The following is a 12,466-nucleotide window of genomic DNA, read 5'->3' as shown; positions in this document are numbered from 1 at the left end:
TGCATGTATTAGGCACGCCGCCAGCGTTCGTCCTGAGCCAGGATCAAACTCTCCGAAAGATGTTTGATCTAGCTAAAATTTAAAGCAAATTGACGAGATTTTAAAAATCTCTTGTTTTTTTAGACTTGCTTGGCGTTTCGTTTTGTTTAGTTTTCAAAGAACAATTTGTTTTGTTGTCGTTTTGGCGACTTAACTATCATATCAAGTTAGCAACCTCTTGTCAACAACTTTTTTATTTTTTCTTTATCGCTTGCTTCATATTATTTACTGCAGCAGCGACGTTTATTAATATACCACTTACATATCTATATTGCAATACTTTTTTTAAAAAAAGTTAGACTGCTGATTGCAGCCTAACTTTTCAAGGGATAATCCATTTTTGAATTACTAGTAAAGCTGCAACTCCTGGGAAACCTAAAATTCCAGATACAAGCGTAGTGGATGGATTAATCGGGATATGCATTCCATATTTTCCGCCTACTATATTAACAATATATAATATAACGGCCCCCATAATCAGCTTGATTGAAAAACGTCCCAGTAACCTTAATGGCTTAAAAGGTGTCCCAACCAGGAATAATAAAAGAATCATACCGACAACAACAGCGATAAATACACCATGTTCCAATTAAACCCCTCCCAAGTATTTGTTCATACTGTATGAGACAGGCCATTAAATTAGAACAATTGTTTAGTACTCATCACCTACTTGACTGATATTTTCCGTTTCCGTGCTTCTTTAAATAAATAATAATATTTTAATTCACTCAACTTTGCTTGGGAGATTGTATCAAATGAAGGATCGTAACTCGTTTCGATAAGGCTTTTATGGTTAAACCAATTCGCCTTCATTGTACCGATATCCTCCAGAAGCTTTTCATCAAATTCCTTGCGCAGCTTTCCTTTTCTACGAAACAACAAGGTATTTCCTCCTTACCATCGTTACAATTCTCTTCTACCCTCGATAGCTTTTGATAAGGTAACCTCATCTGCATATTCCAAGTCACCGCCAACTGGAAGACCGTGAGCAATACGAGTAACTTTTATACCAGTTGGTTTTAATAGTCTGGAGATATACATAGCTGTTGCTTCTCCTTCAATATTAGGGTTTGTAGCCAGAATAACTTCCTTTACCGTTTCATCCTGCAATCTCTTCAATAGGCTTGGAATATTTATATCTTCGGGTCCTATTCCATCCATTGGAGAAATACTGCCATGCAACACATGATAAAGTCCGTTGAATTCTCGCATTTTCTCCATAGCAATTACATCTTTTGGTTCTTGTATGACACAAATAATAGATTTATCGCGATAATCATCATCACAAATATAGCAAGGATCTTTATCTGTAATATGCCCACATACAGAACAGTACATTAAATTTCTCTTTGCATTGACTAATGCTTTCGCAAAGTCCAACACAGTGTCTTCCTTCATGTCCAAAACAAAAAATGCCAGTCTGGCGGCCGTTTTCGGGCCAATACCTGGCAATTTCATAAAACTGTCTATTAATTTGGATATCGGTTCAGGATAATGCATGATTTTTCTCCTTACATGAATCCTGGCGGTAAATTTAACCCTTTAGTAAATTGACCCATTGTATTATTCGTCAATTCATCCACTTTTCTTAAAGCGTCATTTGTAGCTGCAAGCACAAGGTCCTGCAACATTTCGATATCGTCAGGATCCACTACTTCTTCTTTGATTTTCACATCAACGATTTCTTTATGGCCTGTAGCTATAACTGTCACCATGCCGCCGCCAGCTGTACCTTCGATTCGTTTTTGACCAAGCTCTTCTTGAGCCTCCGCCATTTTCTTTTGCATTTTTTGCATTTGTTTCATCATATTTTGCATATTGCCCATTCCGCGCATATTGTTACCTCCATAAAATTAATCTTTTATTTCTAAAAGTTCATCGCCGAAAAGTTCTCTTGCTTTAAAAATCAGCGGATCTTCTGTTTCCTCATTTGTCTCTTGAGATTCCGGTTGGTCTTGTTTTTGAGTAGAAACAAACTCCTGGCGAATTTTATGCCAGCTTTCTTCCGGTATGCCAACAATATCATATGCATTGCCTGTCACTTGCTGTAGTGTACCCTTTAAACCACTGATGAACTCCTGATTATTCATAGCCATTTGGCAATGAATTTCATATTTGAATTTTAACACAAAAGCATCATTAGAGGCAGCTACAGGTTCTGCATCATTTAATAATGCCGCCTGTGATTTTTTCAGCGATTCAAGCATTCCGCCCCAATTGCTTTTTATCTTTAATAAATCCGGCTTGGTTGCTCTTTTTAATATATCGTTAACTCGGCCTACCGGCACTTTAAATGATCGATTTGTTGTTACCTTAGGTTTTTCTTTGGCAGGAGCTGAGTCTTTGTTAATCGCAACTCCATTTTCACGTATGGCGTTTAATTCAGTTTCCAGTTGATTAATTTTATTCATTAGTTTTTGAATCGTATCATCTGAAACTGAACTCTTGCTGCTTTCCGGTTCACTTTGGCAAAGCCTTACCAACAAAACCTCTAAAAATATTCTAGGATGACTGGACCACTTCATTTCCTGAATAGAACGATTCCATTGATCAATCCAAAAATGAAGCTGATCTGATGAAATGTTTTCAGCAAGTTCCTTGAAATCTTGATCTATATAAACTCTTTCCATAGAATCCTCGAGCTCTGGTGCCGCCTGATAAAGGAGCATGTCCCGAAAATAAAGAATCATATCTTCAACAAAACGAATTGGATCTTTCCCCAAAGCTAATAATTCTTGGAGTTGATTTAATGCTTCGGCTGTATCTCTCTTATAGATTGCACTTACAATCTTAGTTAAAAAAGATTGCGATACAGCTCCAGTAACGGTCAGTGCATCCTCTAACGTTATGTTGTCCGAACCAAATGATATGGCTTGGTCCAGCAAACTTAAGGCATCCCTCATACCGCCTTCTGCCGCTCTTGCGATAACCAATAATGCATTCTGATCGTATGAAATGCCGGTTTCAGTTAAGATTCTTTCCATCCTTCCGACAATATCCTGTGGAGTGATGCGTTTGAAATCGAAGCGTTGACATCTTGAAATAATAGTGAGAGGAATTTTATGTGGCTCGGTAGTAGCTAAAATGAATATAACATGAGCCGGTGGTTCTTCAAGTGTTTTTAATAAAGCGTTGAAGGCCCCTGTTGACAACATATGAACTTCATCAATGATATACACTTTGTACTTAACCGATGATGGCGCATATTTTACCTTATCACGTATATCTCGAATTTCTTCAACTCCATTATTGGAGGCTGCGTCAATTTCTAATACATCAGAGATCGAACCATCTGTTATCCCCCTGCATGATGCACATTCATTACATGGCTCCTGAACCGGGGCATGCTCACAGTTAACTGCTTTCGCTAATATTTTCGCTGCACTTGTTTTACCTGTCCCACGTGGACCTGAAAAAAGGTATGCATGGGATATTTTTTGGTGCAGCAGGGCATTTTGGAGCGTTTTAGTAACATGTTCCTGACCGATCACATCTTCAAAAGCCTGAGGACGCCAAACTCGGTATAATGCTTGATAACCCAATATTCCTGCCCCTTCCTTACATAATCCCTTATATTATATCGTAAATGGTGACATTTACAAACGGCAAAAATGTATAAAAAAAACCATTCTGAATTGAATGGTTTTAATCTTTTTATGTAAAATAACTGCCGTGCACCCTCCGTTGATAGATATCCATAAGCGGAACCAATGCAGTTAGCTCGGTCCAGGCTACCCTGCGGCACATGAGAGGTCTTACTTACTGCTGCTTCCTTCCGGACCTGACAGGGTTCATAAGTTCCCATTGCGCAGGACCCAGACGTCAACACCACTTACAAAGGTCAGACCCTACAGAGTACCTACCGAGGGAGGGAATTCCGTCTTGCTAGAGCGGATTGCAAGTACAGGACACCGCTACCTTCCCACCTAGCACGGCAAATTTGAAACCAATATTAGGCGTCTTTACTGACGCATAAATTAGTATACCTATAAATAAATAAAAATGCAATATCTTGAACCTGTAAAATCATCCATTGTTTTCCGACTGTCTCTTTCTCTTTGCGAGTTTTTTCTTTTCCCTTAAGTCTCTGAAAAAGGAAGTTAATAAATGACTGCACTCCTCTTCACATATCCCTGTAATTACCTCACATTGATGGTTAAAACGCGAGTCATCGAGAAGATTCATAAATGTTCCCGCACAGCCTGCTTTTGGATCATTTGCACCATATACTACCCGATCGATGCGAGACATCAAAATAGCACCGGCACACATCGGGCAAGGCTCCAATGTCACATAAAGAGATGCCCCTTCAAGTCGCCAAGTTCCCAATTTCTCGCAAGCATTCTGGATTGCCAGAATTTCAGCATGAGCAGTGGCACTTTGGTTTGTCTCTCTAAGATTATGCCCACGTGCAATAATTTTTCCATCTTTAACAATAACCGCTCCAATTGGAACCTCATTATTGTCTTGTGCAGCTTTTGCTTGTTTAATTGCTTCTTGCATAAAAAATTTATCATCGTTCATTTTGCTAAAACCCCTTAAACAGTAGGATTATAAAAATATGGACTTTATTTATCAATATTATTTATAATGAATTCTTAAGTCTATATGGTACAATAATACTCGGTCTTTAGAAAAGAGTAACATAAAGGTAAGGAGGACCTCATATGAACCATACCCCATTTATCACTGTTGAAGGTCCCATTGGTGTGGGGAAAACTTCATTGGCGAAAGCAATAGCCAGCCATTTTCAATATAAGCTGCTAAAGGAAATAGTTGATGAAAATCCGTTTTTAGATAAATTCTATGATGATATACAGGAATGGAGCTTTCAGACAGAAATGTTCTTTCTATGTAATCGTTATAAACAATTAGAGGATATTCAACTAAAGTATATCCAAAATAATCAACCAGTCGTAGCAGATTATCATATCTTTAAAAATCTCATCTTTGCCCAAAGAACTATACAAGAGTCTCAATTCAGCAAGTACAAAGACATATACTCCATCCTAACCATGGATATGCCAAGACCTAATATGGTCATTTATCTGGATGCAAGTATTGAAACGCTCATGCATCGAATTGCACTCCGCGGCAGAGAATTTGAGAAAAATATAAGTGAAAAATATTTAATGCAGTTATCAGAAGACTACGCTCAATTCATGAATGAATTTGAATCAGCTCATCCTGATATTCCGGTACTTCGCTTTAATGGCGATGAAATGGACTTCATCCTCAGAAGAGAAGACCTGGATTTGATCTTAACGTCTGTATCTAATCAACTGCAAAAAGGAGTTTGTTCATGATTCTTCATCCTAAATATCAAATCCCTAAAAGTGCTGTTATTACTGTAGCCGGTACCGTCGGCGTTGGAAAATCTACATTAACAAAAGCATTAGCAGAAGAACTCGATTTTCGTACTTCTTTCGAAAAGGTGGATACCAATCCATATCTTGACAGTTTCTATGCTGATTTTTCACGTTGGAGCTTCCATCTCCAAATCTATTTCTTAGCAGAACGCTATAAAGAGCAAAAACGTATTTTCGAATATGGCGGTGGTTTTATTCAAGATCGCTCTATTTATGAGGATACAGGCATCTTTGCAAAAATGCATTATGACAAAGGAACCATGAATCCAACAGATTATGAAACCTATACAAGTCTTTTTGAAGCTATGGTGATGACCCCATATTTTCCGCATCCTGATTTACTTATTTATCTGGAAGGCTCCCTGGATGATATTCTTAGCCGTATTCAACTACGCGGCAGGGAAATGGAGCAGCAAACTCCTGTAGAATATTGGGAGGAAATGCACGGAAGATATGAAAAGTGGATTAATTCCTTTAATGCTTGCCCAATATTGCGATTAAATATTAAAGATTATGATTTAGCTGAAGATCCAAATGCTGTTCACGATATTCTCGAACGTGTATCAGAACAAATTCAGCAATCTGGAAAATTGAAAAAGGTATTTTAAAAACGATACATTTTACCTGTTAGGCTACTTAAAGGACCTGATTCCACTATTCTTACTGGAATCAGGTCCTTTAATTTTATCTCTCTTTCATTCTGCTATTAGATATAGCCCGCCTTTATTTCCCGTAATTCCCTATGCTCTCCACCCACCTAAAACAGATAGAGCTATTCCTACGCTTACAGTTATATCACAAATAATTCGAACCCAATTTAACCACTTCAATATATTATCCTTTATTAAAACATCTATTAAAACACCCCTTAAAAGGTAGATTAATGTCTAACTTTTAAGGGGCAGTTCATTTGTATACAACAAAGGGATATCCACAAACGAATACATGGAGTATGTGGGTACCCCTTTGTTCGTTAATATTTATTTATACACATATTTAGCGCAGGAGGGTCAAACTCCGTCCTTTCAGATGGACTTTGGCAACCCTTCCACGTATATAGCAACTATGGGAATGCACGTCACAATGGTTGCTTTAAATATGATCATCCTCTAGAGGGATATCTTAAGCTTTTGTAATAACTTTTTTTCCACCCATATAAGGTTGAAGAGCTTCTGGAATTAATACAGATCCATCTTCCTGCTGATAATTTTCAAGGATTGCAGCAACAGTACGTCCAATCGCTAGACCAGATCCATTTAATGTATGAACATGCTCAGGCTTAGCGTTTATATCTCTGCGGAAGCGAATATTGGCACGACGAGCCTGGAAGGCTTCAAAATTACTGCAAGAAGAAATTTCACGATACGTCTCGTAGCTTGGAATCCAAACTTCTAAATCATATTTTTTAGCTGCTGTGAACCCGAGATCCGCTGTACACATTTTTAATACACGGTAAGGAAGCCCAAGCAGTTGCAGAACTTTTTCCGCATGGCCTGTCAGTTTCTCCAACTCTTCATAAGAATCCTCCGGCTTTACAAATTTAACGAGCTCTACTTTGTTAAATTGATGCTGGCGAATTAATCCGCGTGTATCACGACCTGCGGATCCTGCCTCAGATCGGAAACAAGCACTGTAAGCAGCATAGCTGATTGGCAACTCGTCGCCAGATAGTATTTCATCACGGTGGTAGTTCGTAACCGGAACCTCAGCAGTAGGAACTAGGAAGTAGTCCTCACTGTTAATTAAGAAAGCATCTTCTTCAAACTTAGGAAGCTGGCCGGTTCCTGTCATGCTTGCACGATTAACTATGTAAGGCGGAAGCATTTCTGTATAGCCATGTTCTTCAACGTGCAGATCTAGCATAAAGCTTGCTAAAGCACGTTCAAGTCTAGCGCCTAATCCTTTATAGAATACAAAGCGGCTGCCTGTAACTTTTCCAGCTCGTTCAAAATCAATGATTCCTAAATCAGCAGCTATCTCCCAGTGTGGCTTTGGCTCGAATCCAAAGTCTCTCACTTCTCCCCATTTTCGTGCCTCAACATTTTCATCCTCAGAATCTCCAACAGGAACACTTTCGTGTGGAATATTAGGAATGGTCATCATAATTGAATCCAGTTCTTCTTCAATGGTACGTAATTCCTGATCGAAGCCTTTTATTTTTTCGCCAACCTCACGCATTTCAATAATTAATGCATCGGCATCCTTTTTCTCTTTTTTCAACATAGCAATTTGTTGAGAGACTTCATTTCTTCTGCTTTTTAACTGTTCAGTTTCAACAATTAATTCTCTGCGTCGTTTATCCAGATCCTCAAATTTATCAAGATCATTCAAATCTTCCCCACGGTGTTTTAGCTTTTCCTTAACTTCCTCAAGGTTTGCACGCAATAGTTTTACATCAAGCATATTGAACTCCTCCTTTAAAGTATTGTAAACAAACAAAAAACTCCCGTCCCTAAAAAGGGACGGAAGTTTAATCCGCGATGCCACCCTAGTTATAGGCATATATATAAATGCCTACCACCTCATAAGATAACGGCTTTTAAAACCGAGGATATTTATTCTCCTTCAAGATTTCGATATCCTGCTCCGAGATGGATTCATCAGACGATATCGCCAGTTTGCACCACCCACTGGCTCTCTTCAGATATGCTACTCTGATTACTGGTTCTCATCAACGCTATTCGTTTATTCATTTAATATTCTATTAACTATCATACACTCTTCGTGCAACTATATTCAATCAAAAAATAAAATTTTAGAATAAACCTTTAACTGCGCCAGTAATACTATCCCACATGTCACCGAAGAAGCCTCCGATTGCTCTCATGGATAATACAAACCAGTTTGACTTTTCAACAGTTTCAGCAGCTACAACATCAACGCTGATATTTTTTTGCCCTTCCTCTGTTAAGAAGCCAAGATCATTATTGTCAGATTCAAGAGTTAGATAACCAACCTTATCTCCTTTTTTCACTGGAGCCACCAGATTGCCATCTTCATCAAGCTTGTCCTTATCTAATACTAGTTTAGTTTTAAGATTTTCCTCTTCGCCATTTTTTACAATAAGGTTAATTGCCTTGTTTGTCTCAATAGCTACAGACTTTTCTTTCCCTTTTGCAACAGGTAAAGTTTTTTGACCTTTTACTTGATATCCTTTTGCTACAATTTCTTCTGTGGAGAAATTATTAAAAGCATAGTTTAGTATTTTTTCAGTTTCTGAAAAACGTGACATTTTACTGTCGGCTTTCATTACAACTGAGATATACCTTTTTCCATCTCTTTCAGCTGTTGCAGTGAAGCAGTTGCCGGCAAATTCTGTAGAACCAGTCTTTAATCCATCTACACCATTATATTCCGCAATCAATCCTGGCAACATCCAGTTGAAATTTTTATATGTTTTGCCATCTTTAAATTTTAATTCTGGCTTTTTAGCAGTATCTATCACCTCAGGATAGTCTGTAACTAAATGATATGCCAACTTAGCAGTTGCACGTGCTGACATAAGATTTTCATCATTCTCATCACCTGCTGGATGCTGGCCAAGCAGGCTTGAGTTATTTAAACCGGATGAGTTAACGAATTTGTAATCTTTCAAACCCAACTCTTCAGCTTTCTCATTCATTAATTTTACGAAGTTCTTTTCAGTACCGCCAACCACTTGTGCTAGAGCTACTGTAGCAGCATTACCTGAGAATATGGCCATTGCCTCGTAAAGCTCTTTAACAGTATAAGTTTCACCTTGTGTCAAACCTATATTTGATAAACCTGGAGCTCCTGAGAGTTTATGTACATATTCGTCAATTGTAACAGTTTGATCCCACTTAATTTTCCCGTCTTCAATAGCTTCTAATACAAGATACTCTGTCATCATTTTTGACATAGAAGCTACACCAAGCACCTTATCAGAATTTTTTTCGTAAAGAATCTTTCCACTAGTCGCATCTATTAGTATTGCTGCCTCAGCACTCAGCCCTAGCTCGTCTTCGGCATATGCAGTTGTATTCGTGAATGGAAAAACAAATGTAACAAGTAATGTTAATACAGCAAGTAAAGAAGTTAATTGTTTTGCCTGTCTCAAGTATATCCCCCCTGATTATCAATGATTGTCGATTAAACACTTTTGTTATTGTACCATAAAAGGACTAAAAAAAATAGACAGAGTATAAAGATACTCTGCCTTCTTTTCTTTAGTGATTGAAACTCAGTTATAAGAGTAGTTCGGTGCCTCTTTTGTAATTTGTACATCATGCGGGTGACTTTCTTTTAATCCCGCTCCAGTCATTCTGACAAATTGCGAATTTTCCCTGAGTTCTTTCAAATCTTTCGTTCCGCAATATCCCATACCTGCACGAAGACCACCAATTAGCTGGTAAATCGTATCAGATAATGGACCTTTATAAGGGATTCTTCCTTCTATACCTTCAGGAACAAATTTCTTCGCATCTTCCTGGAAGTAACGATCTTTAGATCCTTTTTCCATCGCTGCTACTGAACCCATACCTCTGTATACTTTAAATCTTCTGCCCTGGAAGATTTCAGTGTCTCCCGGACTTTCAGTCACTCCTGCTAGTAAGCTGCCCAGCATAACGGCATGTCCGCCTGCTGCTAATGCTTTGGCAACATCGCCAGAGTATTTGATTCCACCATCTGCAATAATCGACTTACCATGCTTTCTTGCTTCAGTAGCACAATCATAAATGGCAGTGATTTGTGGCACACCTACACCAGCAACAACCCGTGTTGTACAAATAGAACCAGGTCCAATACCTACTTTTACAATATCAGCTCCAGCCTCAATTAACGCTCTTGTACCCTCAGCAGTTGCCACATTCCCTGCAATAATAGTCAACTCAGGGAATGTTTCTCTAATTTCACGTACCTTATCAAGTACACCTTTAGAGTGTCCATGAGCTGTATCCAATACAATGGCATCTACATCTGCGCTAACCAGCATCTCTACCCTCTTCATGGTATCAGATGTAACACCTACAGCAGCAGCGACAAGTAATCTTCCGTATTTGTCTTTTGCTGATCTTGGGAATTCAATTATTTTTTCAATATCTTTAATAGTGATTAAGCCTTGAAGTGTACCCTCTTCATCCACTAGAGGGAGCTTTTCAATTTTATATTGCTGTAGAATTTTCTGCGCCTCTTCTAGATTAGTTCCAACAGGAGCTGTTACCAAGTTTTCCTTTGTCATAACATCATCAATACGCATAGAGTAATCACGAATAAAGCGCATATCACGGTTTGTTATAATACCTACCAATTTCTTTTCTTCTTTGTTGTTAACAATAGGAACACCAGATATTCTATATTTGCCCATTAAATGCTCCGCATCGTAAACCTGGTTTTCTGGAGTTAAGAAAAATGGTTTTGTTATGACACCATTTTCGGATCGTTTTACCTTATCAACCTGTTCAGCTTGTTGTTCAATAGACATGTTCTTATGAATAACACCGAGTCCGCCTTGTCTAGCCATTGCTATAGCCATTTCAGATTCAGTTACAGTATCCATACCCGCACTTATTATAGGAATGTTTAGGGCTAAGTTGTCTGCTAAACTCACCTTTAGTGATACATCCTTAGGTAACACTTCGGATTTACCTGGTATAAGCAATACATCATCAAAGGTTAAGCCTTCTTTGGAAAATTTATTTTCCCACATATTATGTCCTCCATTCCCAAAAAAATTTTATTTGTAGATTAACAATTGGACAAACTACTGTCAAGGTAAAAGTAATTAGTTTAAATTTTCAATCAATTAAAGAGGAGCAGTTATGGCTAAACAACATTATGATTATAATCATCTGTTTTCACCTTATTATTCAACAAACTACACACAGAAATACTTAAAAAAAGCCTATAATAAATTAGAATTACTGAATGCCGATACATATAGTTACGATAACTGCAACAAATTTATTTCCTACCTTGAGACTGGAATGCTTTATTTTAAACAGCTAGATAATCTTCCTATTCAGCTACAACCGCTTCTTTTATATTATGGGTTTACGCATTTTTTAAAAGCATGTCTATTAGTTGTCGATCCGCTCTATCCAGAAACAACCGCTGTTTTATCTCATGGGGTATCCACGAGGAAAAAGAAAAAACAACAATATGAATTTCTTTTTGATGAAATTAAAATTCAGCGCCATGGGTTATTTACTCATACAGCTGAGAAAATATATGGAATAAAGCAACTGGAAAACGAAAAAATAGCCATGGTTGACATACTTCAGGAGATTCCGGAACTTGGAATCCTTTTTAAAAGATTAAAAAATAAATGTACAAGTACTGAAGTCCTTTTTAATAATGAGCACACTGTAGTCGAACTACCTATTTTCATTTTGGATCATTATAAAATGACCTCAGAACGGTTTAGGGATTTTTTTAACTCTAAGTGGGGGTTACCTATACAGGAAATACATCTGGAGAGAAACATAATGCATCTGCATTTCAAGCAAGCATACCTTCCCAAACTTGGGAGCATACCCTTTAGATTTAATATACATTCTGACACATACCATCTTTCCTTACAAAAAGAAGGATTAGCCACTACCTTACCAGATCTCTTAATACTCTATTTACTATTGTATAACCTCAGTATGATTTCCAGATATGAAACAGAGTGGTGGTCAGACTTATTTAAGGAGATGCCTTTTTATGATCTTCCCTTTATCAATAGCTTACTGAGTCTAGCCGAAATTAAAATCCCATTCTTGATAGCGGAGTGGTTAGATTGTATATAGAGAACTTCTAATCTAAAAGTCAGTGCGGCTATGCAAAAGGGTTGATAGGTGGAAATCAAGTAAAAGCCGTTTTATTCTGGGTGTCCCTTTCTATATTCCTAGGGAAGGTGGATGGAGAGGTATTTCACTGCATCTATCTAATTGGACTAGACACACCTTCCTTCTATCTCACAACAATTGGCATCTCCATCACTGTCAGCGCTCGAAGGGATTCCCCAGTCTAAAAAACCGCACAAAAAAACCAGCTCATAAACTGAACTGGTTTCTGTATTGCCCGGCAACGTCCTACTCTCACAGGGACTCGCG

At 38.0% G+C, this 12,466-nt stretch carries 12 protein-coding genes, 1 rRNA gene, 1 other RNA gene and 1 other annotated feature; of the genes, 3 read left to right on the top strand and 11 right to left on the bottom strand.

Going from position 1 to position 12,466, the window contains the following annotated elements; genetic code table 11:
• The 8 genes from AC4D4B_RS19315 to tadA all read right to left on the bottom strand — a co-directional run.
• A 16S ribosomal RNA gene (locus AC4D4B_RS19315) occupies window positions 1-59 on the bottom strand; the annotation flags it as partial.
• 302 nt (window positions 60-361) lie between these two features.
• The gene (locus AC4D4B_RS19310; RefSeq protein ID WP_491000819.1) at window positions 362-628 is read right to left on the bottom strand and encodes a pro-sigmaK processing inhibitor BofA family protein; all 267 of its coding nucleotides are present in this window, start codon (window positions 626-628) and stop codon (window positions 362-364) included.
• A gap of 77 nt (window positions 629-705) precedes the next feature.
• Window positions 706-918 carry a YaaL family protein gene (locus tag AC4D4B_RS19305; protein ID WP_491000818.1) on the bottom strand — a complete coding sequence of 71 codons (213 nt, stop codon included), beginning with the start codon at window positions 916-918 and terminating at the stop codon, window positions 706-708.
• 24 nt (window positions 919-942) lie between these two features.
• Window positions 943-1,539, bottom strand: a complete 597-nt coding sequence (recR, locus tag AC4D4B_RS19300) for a recombination mediator RecR (protein WP_490997277.1) — start codon at window positions 1,537-1,539, stop codon at window positions 943-945.
• A gap of 11 nt (window positions 1,540-1,550) precedes the next feature.
• Window positions 1,551-1,874 (bottom strand): YbaB/EbfC family nucleoid-associated protein, encoded by a 324-nt coding sequence (locus AC4D4B_RS19295; RefSeq protein WP_490997278.1) that lies wholly within the window; start codon window positions 1,872-1,874, stop codon window positions 1,551-1,553.
• 18 nt (window positions 1,875-1,892) lie between these two features.
• On the bottom strand, window positions 1,893-3,581 hold the full coding sequence (gene dnaX / locus AC4D4B_RS19290) for a DNA polymerase III subunit gamma/tau (protein ID WP_490997279.1): 1,689 nt from the start codon (window positions 3,579-3,581) through the stop codon (window positions 1,893-1,895).
• Between the two features lie 128 nt (window positions 3,582-3,709).
• An RNA gene (ffs, locus tag AC4D4B_RS19285) (signal recognition particle sRNA large type) lies at window positions 3,710-3,974 on the bottom strand.
• Window positions 3,975-4,065: 91 nt separating this feature from the next.
• The gene (gene tadA, locus AC4D4B_RS19280; RefSeq protein WP_491000817.1) at window positions 4,066-4,563 is read right to left on the bottom strand and encodes a tRNA adenosine(34) deaminase TadA; all 498 of its coding nucleotides are present in this window, start codon (window positions 4,561-4,563) and stop codon (window positions 4,066-4,068) included.
• A gap of 143 nt (window positions 4,564-4,706) precedes the next feature.
• On the opposite strand from tadA, the gene AC4D4B_RS19275 reads away from it, so the two are divergent.
• Both AC4D4B_RS19275 and AC4D4B_RS19270 read left to right on the top strand, forming a co-directional pair.
• On the top strand, window positions 4,707-5,345 hold the full coding sequence (locus tag AC4D4B_RS19275) for a deoxynucleoside kinase (protein WP_491000816.1): 639 nt from the start codon (window positions 4,707-4,709) through the stop codon (window positions 5,343-5,345).
• Window positions 5,342-6,016: a deoxynucleoside kinase gene (locus tag AC4D4B_RS19270; RefSeq protein ID WP_490997282.1), complete on the top strand. Its 675-nt coding sequence runs from the start codon at window positions 5,342-5,344 to the stop codon at window positions 6,014-6,016. The genes AC4D4B_RS19275 and AC4D4B_RS19270 overlap by 4 nt, the downstream gene beginning before the upstream one ends.
• A gap of 514 nt (window positions 6,017-6,530) precedes the next feature.
• Here AC4D4B_RS19270 and serS read toward each other — a convergent pair.
• The 3 genes from serS to guaB form a co-directional block, all read right to left on the bottom strand.
• Window positions 6,531-7,811 (bottom strand): serine--tRNA ligase, encoded by a 1,281-nt coding sequence (gene serS, locus AC4D4B_RS19265; RefSeq protein ID WP_490997283.1) that lies wholly within the window; start codon window positions 7,809-7,811, stop codon window positions 6,531-6,533.
• A 52-nt stretch (window positions 7,812-7,863) separates the two neighbouring features.
• Window positions 7,864-8,092, bottom strand: a binding site (T-box leader).
• A gap of 71 nt (window positions 8,093-8,163) precedes the next feature.
• The gene (locus AC4D4B_RS19260; RefSeq protein ID WP_491000815.1) at window positions 8,164-9,486 is read right to left on the bottom strand and encodes a serine hydrolase; all 1,323 of its coding nucleotides are present in this window, start codon (window positions 9,484-9,486) and stop codon (window positions 8,164-8,166) included.
• Between the two features lie 123 nt (window positions 9,487-9,609).
• Complete coding sequence (guaB, locus tag AC4D4B_RS19255) at window positions 9,610-11,076, bottom strand: IMP dehydrogenase (protein WP_491000814.1); 1,467 nt, start codon at window positions 11,074-11,076, stop codon at window positions 9,610-9,612.
• Between the two features lie 112 nt (window positions 11,077-11,188).
• On the opposite strand from guaB, the gene AC4D4B_RS19250 reads away from it, so the two are divergent.
• Complete coding sequence (locus tag AC4D4B_RS19250; protein WP_491000813.1) at window positions 11,189-12,160, top strand: YaaC family protein; 972 nt, start codon at window positions 11,189-11,191, stop codon at window positions 12,158-12,160.
• Window positions 12,161-12,466: the final 306 nt, after the last annotated feature.

This window comes from Pradoshia sp. Z6_59 (assembly GCF_058267515.1).
This window is presented reverse-complemented; position numbering and strand designations above follow the sequence as displayed.

Bases quoted from the DNA above. Each gene is read 5' to 3' on its own strand.
- AC4D4B_RS19270 (WP_490997282.1), top strand. From the start codon at position 5,342: ATGATTCTTCATCCTAAATATCAAATCCCTAAAAGTGCTGTTATTACT.
- AC4D4B_RS19275 (WP_491000816.1), top strand. From the start codon at position 4,707: ATGAACCATACCCCATTTATCACTGTTGAAGGTCCCATTGGTGTGGGG.
- tadA (WP_491000817.1), bottom strand. From the start codon at position 4,563: ATGAACGATGATAAATTTTTTATGCAAGAAGCAATTAAACAAGCAAAA.
- AC4D4B_RS19295 (WP_490997278.1), bottom strand. From the start codon at position 1,874: ATGCGCGGAATGGGCAATATGCAAAATATGATGAAACAAATGCAAAAA.
- AC4D4B_RS19250 (WP_491000813.1), top strand. From the start codon at position 11,189: ATGGCTAAACAACATTATGATTATAATCATCTGTTTTCACCTTATTAT.
- guaB (WP_491000814.1), bottom strand. From the start codon at position 11,076: ATGTGGGAAAATAAATTTTCCAAAGAAGGCTTAACCTTTGATGATGTA.
- serS (WP_490997283.1), bottom strand. From the start codon at position 7,811: ATGCTTGATGTAAAACTATTGCGTGCAAACCTTGAGGAAGTTAAGGAA.
- recR (WP_490997277.1), bottom strand. From the start codon at position 1,539: ATGCATTATCCTGAACCGATATCCAAATTAATAGACAGTTTTATGAAA.